Origin of the sequence: Enterobacter sp. Tr-810 (genome assembly GCF_011752765.1) — a bacterium.
GTDB classification, from domain to species: domain Bacteria; phylum Pseudomonadota; class Gammaproteobacteria; order Enterobacterales; family Enterobacteriaceae; genus Enterobacter; species Enterobacter soli.
In genome coordinates this window covers 239,270-261,521 of record NZ_VWWW01000003.1, presented here as the reverse complement: position 1 = coordinate 261,521, position 22,252 = coordinate 239,270, and the positions used below count along the sequence as shown (strand labels likewise).

The following is a 22,252-nucleotide window of genomic DNA, read 5'->3' as shown; positions in this document are numbered from 1 at the left end:
TCATTTAACTTCACTCCTCTTTTTTAGCGGGAAAACCTACTGTCAGCGGCAACACAACAGCTCTGTCGACACAGCGTATGACTTGCCGACGAGACAGAGAGATGTGCTAACGCTTTTGAAAAATTCGCATTTTAATGTTGAGTCATCACCCAGGTATAAAAAATCAGAGTAAACAATAAGCGAATCACAAAAAATTAGTTTTTAGCACTAAAAATACAACTTACATCGACAAATACTCCATGAGTGGGTGATGCACAACCGGTTTCTTATAGCGCACAGGGTTGTGTATTGGAAAGCATTGATAGCAGCCATATAATCCACCACATAAACGGTGTGGATTATTTCAATGCTTATATGTAGAGGTGCATGTCAGTTTTAATTTAATGTGGGTAGAAAATATGGGCTATCGTCTATATGGATTTATGATCGGTGATGAAATTCATTTCGATATTTCTAATCGCAGGCTATACCGACTCGCAGGTAGCCATACCGATAAAAGCATCGCATTTGCGTCTATTTATTTTAATGAAACGATGCTACGGCTCTTTCTTTTTCTGCTGGAGAACGGCAGAACGAAACCAGTCACCAAAGAAGAGTTATTCGAAAAAATATGGGAGGCGCACAACCTTAGCCCCTCGACACAACGATTATGGCAGGTCCTGCACAATCTTAATAACAAGCTCAGTCTGCTTGGCCTCCCCGACGATTTTATTCGCAATATTAAAGGGCGTGGTTACATCATCAATTATCCCGATGTAATCCCCGTTTATTACAGAATGAGCGAACTCCCGGCTCATTCCGTTAAAAAAGAGGAGAAGACAGATACCCTGAGTGAGTGATGTCAACCCAGGTGTTTGCCCTGACCACGAGAGTGCGAAGGGCTTTTTTTCACCTGACGCCTTAATGATGATAAATAAGCATAAACCCGTTGATCGCTATGCATATTACGGGAACGGAATAAAAAATGAATATTATCCATTTATTTTCAAATCTCAAAATCAAGAAAAAACTCTTTTTGGGTTTTGCAACCGTATTACTTTTTGCCATTGCGATCCTTTCATCAGGCTTGCTCGGACTCGTCGATATCCAGGATAAAGTGGATAAAAATGGCCTGGTCGAGGATCTCTCTAATTCGCTTGCCGAAATGCGAACCGGTCGGCTGAACTATCAGTTTACGTTTGACAAAAAGTATCTCGATCAGGTTCAGAGCGCCACATCCCATATGCAGGCCGCCATTGCGACGCTTGAGCAATTTACCTGGTTTGAGAAAAACAAAGCGGCGCTCGAGCGCACGGCAGCGGCGATCGGTGACTATGTCGCCATCCAGAGCCCTTATCTGAATGCGCTTGAACAAAAGCACGCTGTCGAGGCGAAACTGAATACCGATGAACTGTGCGATAACTCTGTGGTGGCAGACAAACTCAGCCGGAGCGGAACGCTGTCACCGCAGCAGTCCCTGGTTGCTGCGCAGGTGGCGTTTCTGATGAGCGATATCGACTCGCAGATGAGCATTTTTAAAACGCAGCCCAATGACAAAATCGAACAGTACCTGCGTAGCCGCTTAGCCGCAGGCTTAGCGGATTCTGAACGCCTGATGCAGGATGTGCCGGAAGAGCAAAAGCCGTGGATCCAGAAAGGGATCCAGGACATTAACGCGATTACGGCTGAAATTGATAATTACCAACGCGTTTGGGGTGAAGAGAATGCGCTTTCATCGAAAATGGCCACTCAGGCGCTGGAAGTGACGCACTCAATCCAGACCTTGTTCCTCTTGCAGCAGGAAAAAGTCACGGAAACCGTGGGCAATGTGAAAATCCAGATGGGAACCGTCGCCACTATCGGGATTATTGCAGGCATTCTGCTGGCGCTGGGTATCACCTTCTCCATCACCCGACCGCTTAATGAAACTCTGTGCGTGGCAGAACAGATTGCCAAAGGCGATCTCACCAGTTCGCTGTCCAGCACTCGCCGTGACGAGCCGGGGTTGCTGATGCAGGCCGTCTCCACAATGAACAGCAACCTGAAAAACATCATCAACGATGTGCGTGATGGGGTGGACAGCGTGGCCCGCTCGTCCTCGGAAATCGCCGCCGGGAATATGGATTTGTCCTCGCGCACCGAGCAACAGTCTGCCGCTGTAGTTGAAACCGCCGCCAGTATGGAAGAGCTGACTTCAACCGTGGCACTCAACGCAGAGCACGCCAACCATGCAAGGCTGCTCGCGGAAGAGGCCTCGCAGAATGCCAGTCAGGGGAGTCAGATCTCGCAGAAAGTGATCGACACCATGAAAAACGTGCGCAGCAGTTCGCACCGTATTTCTGAAATCACCACAGTGATTAACAGCATCGCCTTCCAGACCAACATTCTGGCGCTGAATGCCGCTGTTGAAGCCGCACGAGCCGGAGACCAGGGGAAAGGTTTTGCCGTCGTCGCCGCCGAAGTGCGCACCCTCGCCCAGCGCAGTGCGCAATCAGCCAAAGAGATTGAAAACCTGATTAACGAATCCGTGGTTCACGTTGATACCGGTTTTAACCTGGTTGAAAGCGCAGGTAACGCGATGACCAAAATCGAAACCTCCGTCGCCCAGGTGCGCGACATCATGAGCGAAATTGCGGCGGCAACCGATGAGCAAAGTCGGGGGATTTCGCAAATTGCGCAGGCCATGGCTGAAATGGACACCACCACGCAGCAAAACGCGGCCCTGGTGGAAGAGTCCTCTGCTGCCGCCAGTTCACTGGAAGATCAGGCCGTGCAGCTTGAGAAAGTGGTGTCAATTTTCCGGGTATCGAAAGACACCCCTTCCCGCACTGAACCACGTCGGGTGAGCGCAAGAAACCAGGCTGGTTTGCCGGTCAGCACAAGAGCCGCGACAAACGACCAGGATGACTGGGTCAAATTCTGACCATTTTTCTTCGTCGCAGGCTATGTCCTGGCGACTTTTCACCAACAGGCGAGCTATGACTACTTCAACCAGGCGCACTCCGCCACTGTTCTCCGGCATCGGCGCGCTCTTGTCTCGCGTGTTTGCCATTACTCCGGCAGGCACACTGCTTGACGCCATCAAGCAGAACCAGATAGTGCCGTTCTATCAGCCATTCTTCGACAGCCAGACGGGGAAGATAGCCGGAATAGAGGTACTTGCCCGTTGGAAGCATCCACTTTATGGCCATATCTCTCCTGATACCTTTATCCCCCTGGCGGAGAAGTACAACCTGATAGCGTTATTAACGCATCAACTGATTCAGCAGGTCATCGCCGACCTCCAGCATCGGGTCAAGTTTTTCCCTGATGGTCTGTACATTTGCCTTAACCTCAGCGCACATAATTGCCTCGATCCCCGCTTTGAATCCGATACCGTTGAGCTGCTGCACAAGCTCGATGCAGGCCAGGTTCAGGTGGTTATCGAAATCACGGAACGGCATCCCCTGCATTTCACTCCCCAGTTAAGCGAGTGGTTTGCCACGCTTCGAAAATCCAATATCGCCGTGGCGCTGGATGATTTCGGGACGGGGTATTCAAATCTTTCTTATATTCACGCGCTGGCACCGGAATTCATCAAGATAGACAAACTGTTTGTCAGCCAGATAGATGAAAACGGCGACACGCGCCTCGTCGATAGCCTTATCGAGCTGGCGAATAAAATGCAGTTAAGGATCATCGCAGAAGGAGTGGAAACGCAGTGTCAGGCTGACTACCTGCGGGGGAAGAAAATCGACTTTATGCAGGGATATTATTTTTCCCGGGCCGTTCATATTGAGGAGTTGGTCAGGATGGCTATGCTGCAAAAGGGACGTACCACGCAATAACGAAGAACGGAACGCCACCCCGTCATTCCGGGGTGGCGTTCACTGTATTACTTTTTCTTGTAAATATTGGCCGTGCCATGAATTTTGTTATTCGTATTGCCTGACGTCAGCACCAGAACATCAGCACCTTTCTTATCTGCTTTCTCAATCAGCTCTTTTTTCGCATCATCAACGGATACTTCATTCGAAGTGGAGACAGTACCGATTTTTTTATAATGAGACTCGACTTTTTTAAACTCAGCGCGAGTCATCAGTTCAGCAGCAAAGACATTCGTCGTAAACAGAAACGCCGTTCCCATCAAAATAGCAATTGTTTTTTTCATAACCTTTTTCCTTGAGATTAATAAACAACCACGTAAAACCTCACGTCTTGTGTGAGGTTTTATCAGCATGGTAGAGAAACTCAGGAAATGCCACACGCCTGGAAAAAATCTTTTATAACAATCCGTTGCCGGAAAATACTAACGAGTATTAAGAATATATTTCAGGGCTGCAAACTCAAAAAACACGGGCCTTACCGGTAATATCGATACGCACAGCGGTGCCAGGATTCCACCCCGGCTGGCTCACCGTTTTCAGAATTAGCGGTGCTTGCTGCCCGGCAAGTGACAGAGTGAGCGTTGATAAATGTCCGGTGAAATCGACGTCAAGAATGGAGATTTGGCTTTCATGTGGCGCGCACGCTGTGACGCGAAGTTGTTCCGGGCGCAACATCATACGTCCCTGCCCCGTTGCCTTATCATCATCAGTCAGCACTTCACCCAGAGCACATAGCGCACGTCCATCCTTGAGCTGCGCAGGGAGTACCAGCGCATCGCCCAGGAACAGCGCGGTTTCTTCGTCCACCGGCTGGGTGTAAACCTCAAAAGGCGTCCCCACCTGAGTGAAACGCCCTGCACGCATCACGGCCACCTGGGTCGCAAATGACAAGGCTTCATTCTGGTCGTGGGTCACAAGAATAGATGCCACGCCCGCGTCAGCGAGCAGATCCGCTGTTGCTTTACGGGTCATGGCACGAAGCCCGGTATCAAGCGCAGAGAAAGGCTCATCCAGCAGCATCAGCGACGGACGCTGCGCCAGAGCACGCGCAAGTGCAACGCGTTGCTGCTGGCCGCCGGAAATCTCATGGGGCCAGTGCGTTGCCAACTGCCTGTCCAGCGACACCATCTCCATCAGCGCCTCAACACGCTGGCGTTTTTCCTGACGGGTGCCTTCCAGCCCCCAGGCAATATTATCCGCCACATTGAGGTGCGGGAACAGCGCCCCTTCCTGCGGAACAAAGCCGATCCCACGCTGATGAGCCGGAACAAAATTCGCCTTATCAAACAGCGTTTTCCCCTGCATCACAATGCGCCCGGTATCCGGCGTTTCAAAACCGGCAAGAATACGCAGCAGCGTTGTCTTTCCTGAACCTGACGGCCCGACAATCGCCGTTCTGCTTCCTGGCGCAACGGTCAGGTTCAGGTTATCGAGCACCAGCGCATCGGCAAATGATTTAGAAATCGACGTAAGTTCAAGCATGTCAAAGCCCTGCGATTTTTTTAGACTGCATGTAAAGGATACCGGTCAGCGGCAGTGAGATAAGGATCATCAGCATGGCGTAAGGTGCCGCGGCAACGTAGTCAATCTCACTGGTCAACGCCCAGAAGCCGGTTGAAAGCGTGCGCGTCCCCAGCGGCGAGAGCAGCAGCGTCGCGGTGAGTTCGTTACTGACGCCGAGGAAAACCAGTGCCGCACCTGCCGCAGCACCCGGTGCGGCAAGCCGCATGGTGACGCTCCAGAGTGCTTTCACCGGAGAGGAGCCCAGGCTGCGGGCAACGTTTTCCAGCTCCACCGGAGCCTGCGCGATCCCGGCCCGCAGGTTGATCAGCGCACGGGGCATGAACATCAGCAGATAGGCGAGGAACAGCGTGACTTCTGTTTGATAAATCGGCCGCGCGTAATGGATAGTCACCGTCACCAGCGCCAGCGCCGTTACGATCCCCGGCAATGAACTGGTGATGTAAATGCACCCTTCCAGCATCCTGAACACGCGATGCGGATAGCGAATACCGAGCCAGGCAATGGGAATAACGCAGACGGTGGTCAGCAGCGCGCCACCCACACCGAGTATCAGCGTCTGGCGAAGCGAGAGCCAGAGATCGGCGCTCATCCAGTTTTGCACGCCACCGAGCCAGATCCAGCGACAGAGCACCACCAGCGGGACACCCAGGGCCAGAATAACCAGCACGATAAACAGCGCTTGCCCCATCAGAGCCGTTGCCGGTTTTAACAGCCAGCGTTTTTGCTCGCGCGCCGCGCCGGAGCCGATACGGGCGTAGCGGGCTTTACCGCGCGTTGCGCCTTCAAGCAGCAGAATCGCCAGGCAGCACAAAGCCAGTACGCCCGCCAGCATATTGGCCGCCGGGCCGCTAAACGTCGACTGGAACTGGTCGTAAATCGCGGTCGTAAAGGTGTCGAAGCGGATCATGACGTACAGGCCATATTCCGCCAGTAAATGCAGCGCAACCAGCAGCGCCCCGCCACAAATCGCCAGTTTTAGCTGCGGCAACACCACGCGGAAAAACACCCGCCACGGCGGAGTGCCGAGCGAAGAGGCAACATCCTCAAGCGTTGGGTCAAGGCGGCGCAGGACAGCAGCAACAGGCATGTAGATAAACGGATAGTAGGCCAGGACGGAGAGAAACACGCCCGCAGAGAGCCCGTGCATAGAAGGCACGACACTCACCCAGGCATAGCTTTGGACAAATGCCGGGATCGCCAACGGCGCAACGGCAAGCGCTGACCAAACACGACGGCCCGCAAGCGTAGTGCGCTCGGTCAGCCAGGCGATGGAAACACCCAGAACAATGCACAGCGGCACCGCTAACGCAGTCAGCCACAGCGTGTTGCTGAGCAGCTCAGCAACACGCGGGCGAAACACGAGAGCCTTAATGGTTTCCCAGCCGGTCTCAACGCCAATGGCAATAATAAAACCTAAAGGCAGAAGCGCCATTAATGAAAACAGTACCGCTAACGCAACCATCGGCAACGCCGGCCGCTTTCGGGCCGGCTGATGAGATGGCCTTTTACCGAGGTCGAGACTCAAACCAGACATAAGGCTTTCACTTAACTCTTAGGATCACAGCAGGCCCGCTTGTGTCATCAGCTCAATGACTTTCTTACTGTTGAGTGTAGAAGGCTCAACTTTAGGTGCATCAAGATCTTTCAGCGGAACCAGTTTCGGGTTAGACGCGGCGTTAACGCCCACGGCATATTCGAACGCATTGTTGGTGCGCAGCTGCTCCTGACCTTCTTTACCAGTGATCCACTTAATGAACGCCTGAGCCTGCTCTTTATGCTTGCTGGACGCCAGAACACCACCACCAGAGAGGCTCACGAACGCGCCCGGATCCTGGTGTTTGAAGTAGTAGAGTTGAGTATTTTTGCTGTTTTCACCGGTTTTGGACTGATCAACAAAACGGTAGTAATGATAAATCACGCCGCCATCAATCTGGCCGGCATTGACCGCTTTCATCACGGTGCTGTTGCCTTTGTAGGCAACAAAGTTGGCTTTCATCGCTTTCAGCCAGTCCAGGGTAGCCTGCTCGCCTTTCAGTGCCAGCATCGCACTGACAATCGCCTGGAAATCAGCACCAGACGGGGAAGCAGCCCAGCGGCCTTTCCACTCAGGTTTTGCCAGATCCATCAGCGATTTAGGCAGCTGCTGTTCGCTCAGTTTAGCTGGGTTATAGACGAAGACGGTGCTACGTGCAGCAATACCAATCCAGCGACCGTGCGCAGGACGAAATTCCGCAGGGACCTGTTTTAATGTGGCCGCATCTAATGGCGCAAACAGTTTTGCATTATCAACCAGTACCATTGATGGGGAGTTTTCGGTCAGGAAGACATCCGCTGGTGACGCACTTCCTTCCTGAACCAGCTGGTTGCCCAGCTCGCTGTCATCGCCATTACGCAGTGTGACTTTAATCCCTGTTTCTTTAGTAAAACCATCAACCCACGACTTCACCAGATTTTCATGCTGGGCGTTATAAACAACGATACCTTCGTTATTTTCTGCCGCAACCGACTGAGTTGAAAGGAAAATCGATGAAGACAATAATGCAAGCGAGAAGCATGACAATACGCGAGAATTCATGAACATATCCTTAATAGACCAAAGTAAATAACAACGAATGGCTTTGCGGATACGGATTAAAGCATATAAAAACGCTAATGATAATTACTATCAGTCATGTTTTTTCGTAAAAGTCTAAAATATTAATTTGACCGAATTTGAAATGATAAAAATCCAATAAAAAAATACGACCGTATTAAATATTAGGAAAACCTTAAGATGCAAAAATATATTATATGATTAGCGTTCTATTTATTTCTGGCAAATGAATTTACACCTTTCCGAGGTGAAATATACAGCATTATTCAAAAATGACGCGAAGGAGCGAAAGAAGGTTTTATGCTGGCGAAACGGAGGTTTTGATAAACAGGTCACCTGAATGGCACGCCCTGTAGGATTCGAACCTACGACCTACGGCTTAGAAGGCCGTTGCTCTATCCAACTGAGCTAAGGGCGCACGGAGAAGCGTAAACTTCGCGGTGGTGAAACGCGTGGAATTATACGGTCAATGGCAGGTGAGTCAATGCCTTTTGGCATGATTGTCGGTCTTCTCTGCCAATATGCGCTACACGATTGTAAATACGTCTGTTTTTTCAACATTTGTCCCCCTTCCGTCCTCGTTCTTCTCGCTGCGAAAAGGCTTAGCTGCATTTAAGTAACGCCTGCTGTTTTCCTGTATCGGTCTCCGTCACTCTATGACGATGACTGGCAGACAACAGGACGACGGAGTAGCAGTGCAATCCTCCCGCTTTCAACACATCTCTCGCGATATCACCGGTATCAAACTTGAACCGATCGTTGCCCTCTCAACTTCACGTACCGTGGGTGCTGAAGTGCTCAGCGTGTTGTCACCCAACCTGCATAACGAGCGTTTTTTCCACAACCAGTCAGCGGTTCAGTCATTTATGTTACTTGAAGCCCAACTCTGCACGTTAAAAAACGCCCTGATGTGCAAAAACCTTTTTATCAATCTGCCGATAACCGTATTAACTATGGGCAAAACATTTCATCAGTTAATGCAGCTTAAAAGCTCGCAACTCAATATTGAGATTGTCGAGCCAGCGTCTTTTTTCAGTCTTTCGGCCGGGCTACGTGAATGTGTAACCCAACGCTTGCAGCAATTAAGTATGCAAGGCCACCGCATCTGGCTGGATGACGTTGATGAAACCGTTATTAAACCGTTTTTATCCTGTCGGTTACCTTTATACGGCATCAAAATTGATAAGGTCGCGTTCTGGCGATTACGCGCCACACCTGCGCTTTCCAGGCTGGTCACTCTCTGTTCGCAACTTGCCGGGCATGTGCTGATCGAAGGTATCGAGAACGACCAGGATCGTGCATATGCGTTACAGGCAGGAGCAGGATTAGGCCAGGGCTATCACTGGCCATGCTGGTATTGGTCGGAGGACTAGCCAGTCATCGCCAGGAGGGAAGCTATGCGAATGACAGTACGCCGCTACAGACGGCGTCGGACAGGAAGTGATTCACCGGGATTTACACACTCGCCCTATCCTCCCCCCTTTTTTGACCGTCTAGAGTTTTTGAGCCAGTCGATTAATCAGACTCGCAAGACGCACGCGCCTTTTATTATTCTGGTCACCCAGGATAACTTCCTTCGTACAGGTATTATGAACGGGCTCTCCCCGCTCAGTAACTGCTGTGATTGCGAAACGCTGGAAGAGGCGTTCAGCACGCTCGGCCACTGGCCGTCGGCCAGGCTGCTTGTGGATATCGAAAGCCGTGCCATTACGCTTATCGACATGCTGGACAGGCTAAGAAGGCAGAGCCTTTACTCCCCTTTTCTGATACCTCATTTACTGATCAGGGCGGATGATTACGACACCCGGCTTTTTTGCCGTGCCTCCGGGCCGTTTCACGTTCTGGAGCGCCAGCTCACCGCGAAGGCCATGCAACAATCCCTGCTGCACACCACTGCGCTGGTGAGTATGAAAAAAGAGTGGTTCTCCCGCAACGAATGGCCCGTGCTTCAGTATTTGTCCCAGGGTCTGTCATTGCGGGAAATAGCCAACCGACAAAACCGTCCTTACAGCCGGATCATTTATCGCCTGAACTGCATCCTGAAAAAACTCGGATTAAATCAGCGCCAGGAACTCCTGCACCTGCTCAATAACCTGTCCGACTTCACGTTTTAACTTACTCACTAACCCATTAATTCCCAAAGGACTTTAGGAAATTACTTAAGATAATTGTCAATTAAATGTGATTTATTAACATAATTTGCGAAATTACAACTATTCCTAATTTATCCACTTTAACAACGCGAAACACCACAAAAACCTGAACAGGCAGTTCATTCCACCATGCGTTAAAATAATAATGATTCCGTTAATGAGATGATAATGATGTAAAAACAAGCAGATTAGTCATAACGGCATCAACACGACACGCGAATGTCCAGCATATCCTGCTGTTCAGTCACAAGATTTTCTTTAAGAGCGTTAGCGCTTGCCGTTGGCGGCACCACGGCCTGTGTCAGCGATCGCTTCGCTAACACCAGGAAAAATGACTCAGGGTTTCGGGTTTATATTTTTAACAACCGATCAACATATAGAGAGATATGTCATTTTTTGTTATTACATGAAGATGATGAATTGCCGTATAAGAAATAACAGGTGATTTCAGCTAAATTTAAATTAATAGCTATTAGCTTCCAGAAGATAATATAGCGAAACACGGAAAATATAATTTACAGGCTTTTCGGAGAAAGCTTAAGCGGTATAATAAGACGTGTTTCAAACATGAATAAGAAATCACTTTTGCCACCACCAGCCAATTTAACAATCCGCGCTGAGGCAATGATTTTATCGCTACGTTAACAAGGATGCTTTCGCTCTTCCAGGGAATTACCACCGTATAAGGATCTGCATAATTATCCTTCCGGCTTTCCGAGAGTTTTAGCAAAACTCGGCACAACGCTTTTAACAATCTGAGGCATAAAAAATGAAACCGGCATCCGTTATCATTATGGACGAACACCCTATTGTCAGAATGTCGATAGAAGTCCTGCTACAGAAAAATAAAAATATCGTGGTTAAGCTCAAGTCTGGTGACAGCCATGAAGTTCTTGATTGTATACGCAACCATGCGATTGATCTGGTGATCCTGGACATCGAACTCCCCGGGACTGACGGATTTGCATTACTCAAAAGAATCAAAAACTTAAATAAGGACATCAAAGTTCTTTTCCTGTCTTCAAAATCAGAGGCGTTTTACGCCGGACGCGCCATTCGTGCCGGAGCAAACGGCTTTGTCAGTAAGCGAAAAGACTTAGGTGAGATCTATAATGCGGTTGAAATGTTACTGACGGGATATTCATTTTTTCCATCCGAAACACTAAATTTTATAAATCACCTGGGAACACACAAAGGAATGGTTATAGACATGCCGTTATCAAACCGGGAAGTGACGGTACTGCGGTATCTGGCCAATGGGTTATCGAATAAAGAAATCGCCGAGCAGTTGTTGCTTAGCAACAAAACAATAAGCGCTCACAAATCCAATATTTATTCTAAGCTGGGTGTGCAAAGCATTGTTGAATTAATTGATTACGCGAAAGCCCACGAATTACTTTAACCTGAATTCACTCCCCGCAACTTATACGAGTTGCAGGGAGTGCGGTCAGTTTCAATTATAATTAATCATAAAGGTTGCATCGGCATCTGCCCTGCCCGGCTGCGGGTTATCAGCCGTGGCAATATAATTGGCATAAAACGACAGCTCTGCGTTTCCCTGGGCGTCTACAGCCACCGTCTGACTGGCCTGCTGCAACGCCAGACGTGTTTTATCCCGATCGCGAATTTCCACCGCAACATTGCTGGCCTGGCTTGAATCATTCAGAGCCAGTAAACCGCTATCGCTCCCGTCCTCTTTTCCTGAAAAGGTTATTGATGCCGCGCCGGGCGGGCATCCGGTCAGCTTCAGCGTAAACGGCACCGGCTGCGTCCTGCTGCCGGTGGTGCTGAGTTGTTTTGTCGGCCAGGTACCCAGCGTCACGATTTTGTCGCTATCGCTGCCTTCCGCGACACAGGTGAAATCCACAATATTACCGTACAGCTCAATGTTGATTTCCCCCAGTGCCGTGGTGGCATGGGCGTGCGCGTGAACCAGCGCTACCAGCAGCAGTGCTTTACTTAAGCGTCGCATTGCTCCTCCTTTATTCATAATCCACACGCAGATACCCGCGAGAGGTAAAACGCCCTTCGGCGGGTTTATTGCCCGTTATACTGACCGGCCAGGCCCGGATCCCCACCTGCGCCTGCGCGCTGTCATCCAGACGGAACGGAATTTTGCTGGTCAGGTTGTTGGGCGTCAGCGGGGTGCCGCTTTCTGTTGCGATCACAAACCCCAAATCGGGGTTATCGGAAACCAGCGCATTGCCAGAGGTTTGCTCAGCTTCAATACGCATGGACAGGTAAGCATTGGCTTCCACATTGGTGCATTTGATGGCAATCGTTTTTGTCTGTGGCGAAACCTTGTCCGGGCGATTTCCGGCTCCGGCCTGGCTAAACAGCGATGCGCCGATTTCGCCAAAATCAAATTCCACGACTTTTCCGGCATTAATTTCACAGCTTTGCGGCACCTGGATCGTCCCGCTGTAGCTGATGGTGTAAACCGGCGTGCTGAGCGGGTCGGACGACGTGGTGGTGACGTAGACCCTGAACATGGTCTGCTGCGGGATCACCACCATATTGATAAACCGGCGCGTCACCCGAAGGCGAAACACCAGCTTCGAATCCGTCACCGGAAAGGCTTTGTTGTTCGGCACGTTGGGGTGCTGGCCCATCTGGATATAGTTCGCTGGCGGATAAAACGTCCCGGCATAATCATCGTGGATCTGCATCGCGCCATCCAGATAGTCGTTCAGCTTCACATACTTGTAGCTGTCTATCTCGGTGGTGATGGGCAGGTCCGTGACGTAGCTTCGCATGGTCGATTTGCCGGAAGTGCCCTTCGGGCAGATAGCGTTCACCCCGACCAGCCCGGATTTTTGTGCCAGGGTGACAATCTGCCCGGGCTTGTTGTTAGAGCTGTCAAAGACGTTTGAGAGATCGTAAGAGATATCCTTCGCGACGCCGTCGGCATTCTGACACACGGTTGCCCACGCAGGCAGCGCGCCGCACAGCAGTACCGCACCCAATAGCGTGTGGGGAAATTTCATCATTGAGTTCCTGTTATCGATCACAGCTCGCCCCCGCCATGGTAATGGCCTGGTTCTGGCTATCTGCGGGTAAGCGGTAGTGCGCGCGACACCGGGACTGCATCCCGTCGCCCCACTGGATCAACAGCTCCCCTTCCAGCGGTAATCCGCTGAGGTAAATCTGTCCGTCATCGCCCACCATGCTGGTGACGCCGCTTTGGGTTTCACGCACTATGGCGCCGAACGGCACGGGTTGATCGCCGCGTCTGACGGTCAGTAACGCGCGCACGCCGATCCGGGCATCAAAGCTGGCACGCACCAGCGCGCCTCGTGTCGGCACCACGCTGCTCACGTTATTTTCGATATCGGTGTTGTTGCTCATGGTGTTGGTATCCAGCGCCACACGGTTGTAACGGTAGACCGTGGCATACGGCATCACCGCGTAGCCGCGCCAGTCGGTTTTCACTCCGGTCTGGTTTTCCACGCTCACTCCGGATGCTCCTGGGGCTTTGATCAGAACGTTGGTATCCCCCAGCGGCTGGCTGAAGGTCACGCCATTTTCGTGGCCCACGATGCCGCCAGAAAGCTGCCAGTTGAGATCATGTTGATCGCGCGCGTAGTTGTAGCCCACTCCCAGCGTGCCGTAGGTCGCCTGCCAGTTGGCGCTGGCACTTCCGCTGGCGCCGTTATTGCTGGTATGCCCCTGGGTCACGCTGTAGTTCAGGTTACGGTCTTCAAGTAATGTGCCGCTGATCCCGGTTTGCCAGCTGCTGTCACCGTCGTTATTCCGGCTGGCTGAGGCCGTGGCATAAGCCCGGTCAATGGCGTTATCACGTCGATAACCGTGGCGCGTGAACAGGCTGAAAGGAATGGAGACGTTAAACGAGGCGATCCGGTCTGTGCCGTCGATCCCCACGGCTTTATTCCACGACCAGGAGACGGAATAGCTGATGCCCTGAATGCCGCCCGCGTAGCCAAGCTGATACCAGACGTTTGATTCGCTGGTTCCCCAGTAGCTTTGCTGGCTGCCAGAGACATACAGCGATCCGTAATCCCCCAGCGACTGGGAGATATTGAGCTGGAAGCGCCCTTTTTTATTCCACGTCAGATTGTGATAGCTCTGCACGTCCGGCACACCGTCGTTGTCCTGGCTGTCGCCGTATTGATAGCCTTCCATCGAGCGCCAGGACACATCATCCAGGGTGTAAAACCCTTTCGTGGAGTAGCGGTAACCGAGCAACTGAAAGTTAGTGCCAAATCCGTTCAGGGATTTGGCATAGAGGAAGCGCAGCGACTGTCCTTCGTGGCGGCTGTCATCGGCAAGCTGGCTGCGGGCATGAGTCAGATCGAGCGATATTGCCCCCCAGTCACCGAGGTTTTTCCCCGCACCGATGGCCAGCGCCGTGTAACGTGATGCCAGCTGCGTACCGCCGTAAAGCGTGTAGCCATCGGCAAGACCGGCAATTAACGTTCCCTGAGTGAAGAACGGCGTATCCTGTTCGCTGTTCCCGCTACGGTAGTCACCCGCCACCAGGTCATACTTCCAGCGCCCTTCACGCTGAAGCTGCGGCACGGTGGAATACGGTACGGTGTAGCGCTGCTGGCTACCGTCTTTTTCTTCTACCGTGACCTCAAGGTCACCGCTGGATGAAGTGGGGTTCAGATCGTTTATTGCAAAAGCGCCGGGCTGGACATAGCTCTGGTAAATCACGTACCCGTTCTGGCGAATGACCACTTTGGCAGGCGTCCGGGCGATACCGCGCACGGTGGGCGCGTAGCCCTGGAGGCTGTCCGGATACATGCTGTCAGAAGAGTAGAGCCGCCCGCCGCGAAAACCGATGCTATCAAACACGTCGTTACCGGTATTGCTGTCACCCAGCACCAGCTCGCTTTTAAGGGGAATAATGCTGCGCTGGGCCCAGGTGCCAATATTTTCCCAGTTGCTGTGCCGCTCGCCGTTGTTTTGCGAATAACGCCACGCGCCGTTGTTACGCAGACGCCAGGCGCCGTAGTTCAGCCCGCTTTGCAGGTTCAGATAATAGCTGTCGTCGTCGCTGCCCCGGTTGCCGGTAAAACTGTAGTTGAGCAACGCGGCGGGGATCCCGTCATCCCACTGTTCAGGGGGAATGTAGCCCCGAGCGCTATTTTGCATCGCCACCTGCGGCAGGCTGACGTTCAGGCGCAGCGACGCAAAGTTGAATGCCGTTTCGCTGCCAGGAATGGCCGTGGTCAGCGGAACACAGGTCTCGCCCTGCACGTTTGCCAGTTCCGGAAACGCCGCGATATTAACGCCAAATCGATCAAGCATCGCGCGCGTAATGCATGGTGAGAGCCCGCCCGCGACAGGTGGGGTGTTTTCGGCTTGTTCAAAGCGCACGTCCTGCGTGCCGATAAATTCATCGTTACGCCAGATATCCACGCGATAGACGCCCGGAGCCTGCTGATGCCCTTGCTCAAAACGCGACAAATCCGCCACGCTTGCGGTGTCGTCGGATAAAAAGGCCGGGTTGAAGTAGCTTTCGCTCCAGCCGGTTTGCGGCCAGAGCGTTGCCATCAATGCCAGTGCAACCGGGCAGTAACGCCATTGAGTGTTCATCGCCCTGACTCTGCTCACAGATTGACGCTACGTGCCGGTGTAATGGCACCGTAATCATTGACGCTCTGCCAGGAGAGCGTGCCGCTCGCGGCGGTTGGTAACACCTGCTGCGCTGAGTTTTTAGGCGCGACCATCAGGTTATCCAGCGTCTGACCGCCAAGCTTAAGATTGACCAGCGTGACGTAATAGGGCGAGGCATTGCTCACCTTCAGGTGGTTTCCGACGCGCTCAAAGCGCAATTGGGAGAGCGCCTCTTCCGGCGGCATCGACAGGTTAACCGGGCGCACAAACAGCTTGATTCGCGACAGAATGGCCAGTTGCAGCACGTTATTGTTCTCTGTTTTCGCCTTGCTGACCGACGGGATCGCTTTCACATTCATGTAAAACAGCGATTCGCGATCGGTGGGTAATGCCGGTCCTGCATAAATAATACGCAGCGTATTTTCACTGTCCGGCTCGCTCACGAACAGGGGCGGTGTAACGGCAAAGGTTTTTTCCTTTTGCCCGTTCGCATTTTCGATCCACGCGTTAATTAAATAGCGTTCTTGTTTGTTGCTGTTGGTGATCGCCAGCGAGGTCTGTTTCGCATTCGCCGGATAAATAACGCGCGTCGCGCCCAGCGCAATACCACCGGACGCATTTGCGCAGGAAGAAACCATCATCAAAATAAAAGATAAAATCAGTCCAGGTTTAATTAGGGTGTTCATCACAACCGTACCTTTAATAATGTGTTCGCAGGCGTTAGGGATAAATCAACGTAAACCAGACGTCTGACTGAATATTGCCTGGCACGAGGTGTTCGGAAATTGCCCGGTAGCGGGCACTGAAATGAAACGCCAGCTCACTGGTATTAATGGGCAACCAACTGACCGCCGCGGCATTTGGGATTATCTGACGCTGTTGTTCGTCGAAAAGTGCCAGTCCAACCCCGCTGCTGACAGGGGTTTCCCCTGGCCGCGATGTCGCCAGGAAGACCTGCGGATCCTCTTCAGGCGTGGCGCCCTGAAACTGGATCCCCACGGTACGGGAGACATCCACGCTGCAGTCAAGCAGCCGTACGGTGAAAGGCACGTTTACCGTGGAAAAACTGCCAACGCCCGAAAAGGCGTTGGTGCGGTACTGCCCCATATCCACGCGCATATTCTGGCTGTCAGGCGCCACGGCGCAGCCGCCGTTGACCAGTTCCCCTCTCAGGTGAACTTTACCGCCGTCGATCACCACGGTATGAGCATTTACCGTTGAGGTAATCGCAAGGGCAAAAAGCAGTATCCCAGTCCTTGTCATCCTTCGTTCCCGGCGTTAGCGATTAAGAGACCTCCTCCCTGAGGTCGACCACATCCCTGTATTCAGGCATTACTCGTATTTCATGACGAAGGTTGCGTCCGCATTCGCCTGACCAGGCGTGGTGGTCGCAGCGGTCGCTTTATAACGCGCGGTGAAGTTCAGGGTGTTGGTCCCTTCGATCAGCGTCTGTGCAGCAGAGAAAGTGGCTCCGTCTGGGGTTAGCGTGCTGGATTTGCTGTCGAGGATCTCGATACCTACACCTTGCGCAGTGTTGTCGTTGTTACCGGAGGTTACGGCCAGCAGGGTTTTATCGGTCGCATCGATCTGACCGGTAAAGGCGACTGCAGCCGTGCTTGCAACCAGCGGATCGCAATCGTTCAGTTCAATAGTGAATGGAATATTAGAGGTGGTATCACCGACTTTGGTGAATTTCGCGGTACGGTACTGACCAAGATTAACGGTCTGTTCTGAAGAATCCGTATTAACTGAGCACGCAGCATTCACTAATTCACCTTTAAAATGCACGGTACCGCCATTAACGGAAACCGGCGTTGGATCTTCAGCGTGAGCGGCACCCGCGACCAGGGCCAGAGTTGCAATAACGGTCGAAGCAATGTTGCTGAGTTTCATGTCTATTCCTTTAAAATGTAAATAACCCTTCCCGCGGATAATCGGGAATAAGAAATACGTTCAATTGATAAATTGAAAGCTTATTTCGGAGGAGACAAAGTAGCTCAGGAAAGTATTTTAAAATATGTCAAAACGCTGCGATTTAACCAGGCCACATCCTAATCCACCCTAAGAAATTGACCATGCGCTTATCATGGGTTTTGAGGCCAGTGAAGGAAATCTCGCAAAGGGTGACTGACAGCGGCGCTCGCTTCTGACAAAATATAGGCAATCCCCCTTTCAAACGTTACAGACGGAATCTTCTCTCTGATGGCAGCAAAGATTATTGACGGTAAAACGATTGCGCAGCAGGTGCGCTCTGAGGTTGCGGAAAAAGTGAAGGCGCGTAAAGCGGCCGGACTTCGCGCCCCTGGGCTGGCTGTTGTGCTGGTTGGCAGCAACCCGGCATCGCAGATTTATGTCGGCAGCAAACGCAAAGCGTGTGAAGAAGTGGGCTTTGTTTCCCGCTCTTACGATCTGCCAGAAACCACCAGCGAAGCAGAACTGCTTGAGCTGATTGACACCCTGAACGCCGATAAAGAAATTGACGGCATTCTGGTCCAGCTGCCGCTGCCTGCGGGCATCGACAACGTGAAAGTACTTGAGCGTATCGCGCCAGACAAAGACGTCGACGGTTTCCATCCGTATAACGTCGGCCGCCTGTGCCAGCGTGCGCCGCGTCTGCGTCCGTGTACGCCTCGCGGTATCGTTACGCTGCTTGAGCGTTACAATATCGACACCTACGGCCTGAATGCCGTGGTGATTGGCGCATCCAACATCGTTGGGCGTCCGATGAGCATGGAACTGCTGCTGGCGGGTTGCACCACCACGGTCACTCACCGCTTCACCAAAAACCTGCGTCACCACGTAGAGAACGCTGACCTGCTGATCGTGGCAGTCGGTAAGCCGGGCTTTATTCCTGGCGAGTGGATCAAAGAAGGTGCGATTGTCGTGGACGTGGGCATTAACCGTCTGGAAAGCGGCAAAGTGGTGGGCGATGTGGTTTATGAAGATGCCGCTGCACGCGCGTCTTACATTACTCCGGTGCCGGGCGGCGTCGGCCCGATGACCGTTGCCACACTGATTCAGAATACATTGCAGGCGTGCGTTGAGTATCACGACGTAAAGGAAGCGTAAGATGGCCACATTTTCATTAGGTAAACACCCGCACGTTGAGCTGTGCGATCTGCTGAAGCTGGAAGGCTGGAGCGAAAGCGGCGCACAGGCCAAAATCGCCATTGCCGACGGGCTGGTAAAAGTCGACGGCGCGGTGGAAACCCGCAAGCGCTGCAAGATTGTCGCGGGTCAGACCGTGAGTTTTGAAGGTCAGAGCGTTACCGTTACGGCCTGAGCTGCTTGATGCCCTCACCCACAGGGTTGAGGGATCCCCACAAAAAATACGAGCACGGACGGCTCCCTCTCCTTTTTGGGGAGAGGGTTGGGGTGAGGGGGAACATACGGCTGTGGTGGTCATTCCGTTCACTTTATGTTCCTTGCTACTCTGTCACCACAATACCCGTGAACGTGCCAGGGTAGCTCACCGCCGCTACCCTGGCGACCCGGGCTCCCGGCAAGAAAATCGCCGCTTCGCGGTACCCTCAGCTTATTCCTTCCGGCTTTCGGGCCGGGCGCGATGCAGCGTCCATGCAAGTCGCGCCCTCTCGGCGCATCCATGCGCCTCGCCCCGGCCTACAGGAAACGCTTCGGCGATTTTCGGCCGGACGATGGCGCCGCGGTAAGTCTTGCATTTCAATGGCGTAATGTCATCGCTGAATAAAGACAAACATTACTGGGGAATCCTCTCCCACAGGGAGAGGGGATAAAAATCCCCCCACATCTATCGCGGTTAATTATCGATCAACTTCAAAAAATCACTATTTCCTCTGTCGGAATGTGAAATTTAAGTTGCACGAAATTCATGCTTTCATCACGATAAGTAGAACGTTCTACTAAAACGTTCTACTTACAATAACAGCGCCAAAAAAGGCGCTACTCGGGGGAAGATCAGCATGAGTCTGATATCAGGGTTTGTTAAATCGCTGTCAAAGTTATCGATGATTGGTCGCGCATTAATGCTGCCAATTTCACTGCTTCCTGCCGCAGGTCTGTTACTGGCCTTCGGGGATAAATTCCACCTGCCGTTGATGATGAACGCAGGCGGCGTTATTTTTGATAACCTGCCGATGCTGTTCGCCATTGGCTCCGCCGTGGGTCTGGCATCGGAATCCGGTATTGCGGCGCTGTCGGCGGCGGTGTCGGTGTTTGTCACCAACATCACCATCAGCACGGTGCTGAGTATCACGCCGGAAATGGCCTCCCAGGGCGGGAAATACGCCATGGTTGTGGGTATTCCGACGCTGCAAATGGGCGTATTCGGCGGGCTTATCTGCGGTATTCTCGCCGCGTGGTGTTACAACCGTTTCCATACCATGCAGCTGCCGGAATTCCTCGGCTTCTTCTCCGGTAAACGTTTCGTGGCAATTGCGACGGCATTCCTGTCGTTTGTACTCGGCCTGCTGCTGCCGTATGTCTGGCAGCATATTCAGTCCGGTATTGATGCGCTCTCTGTTGTTGTGAACGGCGATAATCAGGCGGCCTCGACCTTTATCTTTGGTCTGGTGGAACGCGCACTGATCCCGCTTGGCCTGCACCACATCTGGTATCCGTCTTTCTGGTACTCGTTCGGGGATTACACCACCCAGGCGGGCCAGGTTATCCACGGCGACCAGACCATCTGGTTCAAGATGCTGGAAGAAGGGGTGAAATCCTTCAGCAGCGATACCTACCAGAACGCCGGTAAATTCATGCAGGGTGAGTTCCCGCTGATGCTGTTCGCACTGCCTGCGGCATGTCTGGCGATGTATCACGAAGCTCACACCAAAAATAAAAAAATTGCTGCCGGTATTTTGTTCTCTGCGGCTCTGACCTGCTTCCTGACAGGGATCACCGAGCCGGTTGAATTCACCTTTATCTTTGTGGCACCGATTCTGTATGTCTTTAACGCCATCATGGCGGGCCTGGCCTATATGACGATGTACCTGTTACATGCGCATATCGCCAAGTCCTTCTCTGCAGGCTTTATCGATTACCTGTCCTTTGGGATCCTGCCATCGTTTAACGGCTATCAGACCAACTTCCTGAACGCCATCATCATTGGCATTCCGATGGCGCTGATTTACTACTTCACGTTCCGCTTTGTTATCCGTCGTTTCGACGTGAAAACACCGGGTCGTACTGAAGTAACCGCCAACGCGAATGATAAAACCGACACCGAACTGGCAACAGAAATCATCAGCCTGCTGGGCGGCGCACAGAACATCGATTCTGTCGGTTCCTGCATTACCCGCCTGCGTCTGGAAGTGTCAAAAAGTGATGACGTGGATAAAGACGGTCTTAACGGACTGGGGGCTCGCGGCGTCGTCTTCGTGGGCGACAACGGTATTCAGGTGATTTTCGGTGCCAGAGCACAGTTTATCGCCCAGACCATGTCCACGATGATCGGCAAATAATAAGATGCCTGCACGACGCGTCTCCTGTAGTCTGGGAGACGCATTGTTGTATCTGGCTGATAATCGGTAAATTTCAGGGAGCGGTTTTGAAGAAAGTCAGCATCATTGATGTCGCAAAACAGGCGGGTGTCTCGGTTTCAACCGTCTCTCTGGTATTGCGCCAGAAAGGGAAAATCTCAGAAGCCACCATTGAGAAAGTCCATGCTGCCATCAATACGCTTGGCTATGTGCACAACACGGCCGCAGCCAATCTTCGCGCCAACACCTCCAACCTTATTGGCCTGATCCTGCGTGATTTCAGCGACAGTTTTTCCATCAAAGTGATGGCGAGCATTGTTCAGGAGCTGGAAAAACAGGGATACATGGTTTTTCTTGGCCAGCCGCTCAACGATCATGAACATCTGGAACGCAGCCTGCTTTCGTTTAAACAACAGGGCGTTGCCGGTGTTATTTATCTGGCGTCGGATACCCGCACGTCGACCTTACCCCCTCAGATCCGCGACTGCCCGTTACCGCTGGTTGTGGTGTCCCAGTCGCTGTTAAATGAGCCCTGCAATCTGGTGATGCGTGATAACCGCCAGGCGGCTAACCTCGCCACACGCTATCTTATCGAGCGTGGGCATCGCAATATTGCCTATATTGGCGGGCGTGAAGGTTGCCTTATCCGGGAGCAGCGTTTGCTGGGATTTCGCAGCGCAATGGCCCAGTACGGCCTGGTGAATCGTGAGGAGTCAGCCCCTGCCTGTAGCGACGACACCCAGGCAGCCAGTTTTGTCACCCGCCAGCTTCTTGAGAAGAACAACACCATTACCGCCCTGCTCTGCCACTCTCCCGATGCCATGATCGGCTCGATTTCTGGCATTCATCATGTTGGCCGCACCGTCGGGAAAGATGTGTTTTTAACCCAGCAGGTCGCGCTGGTGGGTTTTGAGGATATGCTGCACGTCAATCTCACCTCGCCGTCCTTCACCTACGTGTCGTCAGCCAGCGAGGAAACCGGGCGTCAGACCGCCGGGCTGATTATTCGCAAGCTGAAAGAGCCGGAACTGCAAACCCAGCGGATCACCCTCTCCGGGCAGCTTATTGCGAGGGAATCGGCGTAAAAAAGCCGGG

General features: G+C 52.3%; 20 protein-coding genes and 1 tRNA gene. 10 read left to right on the top strand and 11 right to left on the bottom strand.

The features are described 5' to 3' along the window. Positions 1-398 precede the first annotated feature (398 nt). The 3 genes from F3J30_RS11345 to F3J30_RS11335 all read left to right on the top strand — a co-directional run bounded on the left by F3J30_RS11345 (position 399) and on the right by F3J30_RS11335 (position 3,806). Positions 399-839 carry a winged helix-turn-helix domain-containing protein gene (locus F3J30_RS11345; protein ID WP_166717305.1) on the top strand — a complete coding sequence of 147 codons (441 nt, stop codon included), beginning with the start codon at positions 399-401 and terminating at the stop codon, positions 837-839. 125 nt (positions 840-964) lie between these two features. After that, a complete protein-coding gene (locus F3J30_RS11340) occupies positions 965-2,902 on the top strand; it encodes a methyl-accepting chemotaxis protein (protein ID WP_166717304.1) in 1,938 nt (645 codons plus the stop codon). Between the two features lie 55 nt (positions 2,903-2,957). Then, positions 2,958-3,806: an EAL domain-containing protein gene (locus tag F3J30_RS11335; protein ID WP_166717303.1), complete on the top strand. Its 849-nt coding sequence runs from the start codon at positions 2,958-2,960 to the stop codon at positions 3,804-3,806. Between the two features lie 47 nt (positions 3,807-3,853). Here F3J30_RS11335 and yahO read toward each other — a convergent pair whose 3' ends face one another. The 5 genes from yahO to F3J30_RS11310 all read right to left on the bottom strand — a co-directional run bounded on the left by yahO (position 3,854) and on the right by F3J30_RS11310 (position 8,380). Beyond that, positions 3,854-4,129 carry a DUF1471 family periplasmic protein YahO gene (gene yahO, locus F3J30_RS11330; RefSeq protein ID WP_014069212.1) on the bottom strand — a complete coding sequence of 92 codons (276 nt, stop codon included), beginning with the start codon at positions 4,127-4,129 and terminating at the stop codon, positions 3,854-3,856. A 175-nt stretch (positions 4,130-4,304) separates the two neighbouring features. Next, positions 4,305-5,327: an ABC transporter ATP-binding protein gene (locus F3J30_RS11325; protein ID WP_166717302.1), complete on the bottom strand. Its 1,023-nt coding sequence runs from the start codon at positions 5,325-5,327 to the stop codon at positions 4,305-4,307. A gap of 1 nt (position 5,328) precedes the next feature. Then, complete coding sequence (locus F3J30_RS11320; protein WP_166717301.1) at positions 5,329-6,903, bottom strand: iron ABC transporter permease; 1,575 nt, start codon at positions 6,901-6,903, stop codon at positions 5,329-5,331. Positions 6,904-6,927: 24 nt separating this feature from the next. Continuing rightward, positions 6,928-7,944, bottom strand: a complete 1,017-nt coding sequence (locus F3J30_RS11315; RefSeq protein WP_014069209.1) for an iron ABC transporter substrate-binding protein — start codon at positions 7,942-7,944, stop codon at positions 6,928-6,930. A gap of 359 nt (positions 7,945-8,303) precedes the next feature. Further along, positions 8,304-8,380, bottom strand: a tRNA-Arg gene (locus tag F3J30_RS11310). Positions 8,381-8,624: 244 nt separating this feature from the next. On the opposite strand from F3J30_RS11310, the gene F3J30_RS11305 reads away from it, so the two are divergent. From F3J30_RS11305 to fimZ, 3 genes are all read left to right on the top strand, one after another. After that, complete coding sequence (locus tag F3J30_RS11305) at positions 8,625-9,335, top strand: EAL domain-containing protein (protein ID WP_166717300.1); 711 nt, start codon at positions 8,625-8,627, stop codon at positions 9,333-9,335. Positions 9,336-9,359: 24 nt separating this feature from the next. Then, positions 9,360-10,076, top strand: a complete 717-nt coding sequence (locus tag F3J30_RS11300; RefSeq protein ID WP_014069207.1) for a LuxR C-terminal-related transcriptional regulator — start codon at positions 9,360-9,362, stop codon at positions 10,074-10,076. An 808-nt stretch (positions 10,077-10,884) separates the two neighbouring features. Continuing rightward, a complete protein-coding gene (fimZ, locus tag F3J30_RS11295) occupies positions 10,885-11,517 on the top strand; it encodes a fimbria biosynthesis transcriptional regulator FimZ (RefSeq protein WP_014069206.1) in 633 nt (210 codons plus the stop codon). Between the two features lie 51 nt (positions 11,518-11,568). Here fimZ and sfmF read toward each other — a convergent pair whose 3' ends face one another. The 6 genes from sfmF to fimA all read right to left on the bottom strand — a co-directional run bounded on the left by sfmF (position 11,569) and on the right by fimA (position 17,591). Further along, positions 11,569-12,105 carry a fimbria assembly protein gene (gene sfmF / locus F3J30_RS11290; RefSeq protein ID WP_166717299.1) on the bottom strand — a complete coding sequence of 179 codons (537 nt, stop codon included), beginning with the start codon at positions 12,103-12,105 and terminating at the stop codon, positions 11,569-11,571. Beyond that, positions 12,098-13,102 (bottom strand): type 1 fimbria D-mannose specific adhesin FimH, encoded by a 1,005-nt coding sequence (fimH, locus tag F3J30_RS11285; protein ID WP_041162006.1) that lies wholly within the window; start codon positions 13,100-13,102, stop codon positions 12,098-12,100. Before fimH ends, sfmF begins: the two co-directional genes overlap by 8 nt. Before the next feature lie 13 nt (positions 13,103-13,115). Further along, positions 13,116-15,677, bottom strand: a complete 2,562-nt coding sequence (locus F3J30_RS11280) for a fimbrial biogenesis usher protein (RefSeq protein WP_166717298.1) — start codon at positions 15,675-15,677, stop codon at positions 13,116-13,118. Positions 15,678-15,691: 14 nt separating this feature from the next. Next, complete coding sequence (gene fimC, locus F3J30_RS11275) at positions 15,692-16,384, bottom strand: type 1 fimbria chaperone FimC (protein ID WP_166717297.1); 693 nt, start codon at positions 16,382-16,384, stop codon at positions 15,692-15,694. 34 nt (positions 16,385-16,418) lie between these two features. Next, positions 16,419-16,961 carry a type 1 fimbrial protein subunit FimI gene (gene fimI, locus F3J30_RS11270; RefSeq protein ID WP_166717296.1) on the bottom strand — a complete coding sequence of 181 codons (543 nt, stop codon included), beginning with the start codon at positions 16,959-16,961 and terminating at the stop codon, positions 16,419-16,421. A gap of 69 nt (positions 16,962-17,030) precedes the next feature. Then, complete coding sequence (gene fimA, locus F3J30_RS11265) at positions 17,031-17,591, bottom strand: type 1 fimbrial major subunit FimA (RefSeq protein WP_166717295.1); 561 nt, start codon at positions 17,589-17,591, stop codon at positions 17,031-17,033. Between the two features lie 309 nt (positions 17,592-17,900). Between fimA and folD the strand changes: the two genes are divergently transcribed. The 4 genes from folD (at position 17,901) to malI (ending at position 22,242) form a co-directional block, all read left to right on the top strand. After that, complete coding sequence (gene folD / locus F3J30_RS11260; protein WP_014069199.1) at positions 17,901-18,767, top strand: bifunctional methylenetetrahydrofolate dehydrogenase/methenyltetrahydrofolate cyclohydrolase FolD; 867 nt, start codon at positions 17,901-17,903, stop codon at positions 18,765-18,767. A 1-nt stretch (position 18,768) separates the two neighbouring features. Then, complete coding sequence (gene ybcJ / locus F3J30_RS11255; RefSeq protein WP_004143016.1) at positions 18,769-18,981, top strand: ribosome-associated protein YbcJ; 213 nt, start codon at positions 18,769-18,771, stop codon at positions 18,979-18,981. Between the two features lie 658 nt (positions 18,982-19,639). Continuing rightward, positions 19,640-21,139, top strand: coding sequence for a PTS transporter subunit EIIC (locus F3J30_RS11250; protein ID WP_166717294.1), 1,500 nt, complete (start codon positions 19,640-19,642; stop codon positions 21,137-21,139). Positions 21,140-21,225: 86 nt separating this feature from the next. After that, positions 21,226-22,242 (top strand): Mal regulon transcriptional regulator MalI, encoded by a 1,017-nt coding sequence (gene malI, locus F3J30_RS11245; protein WP_166717293.1) that lies wholly within the window; start codon positions 21,226-21,228, stop codon positions 22,240-22,242. Positions 22,243-22,252: the final 10 nt, after the last annotated feature.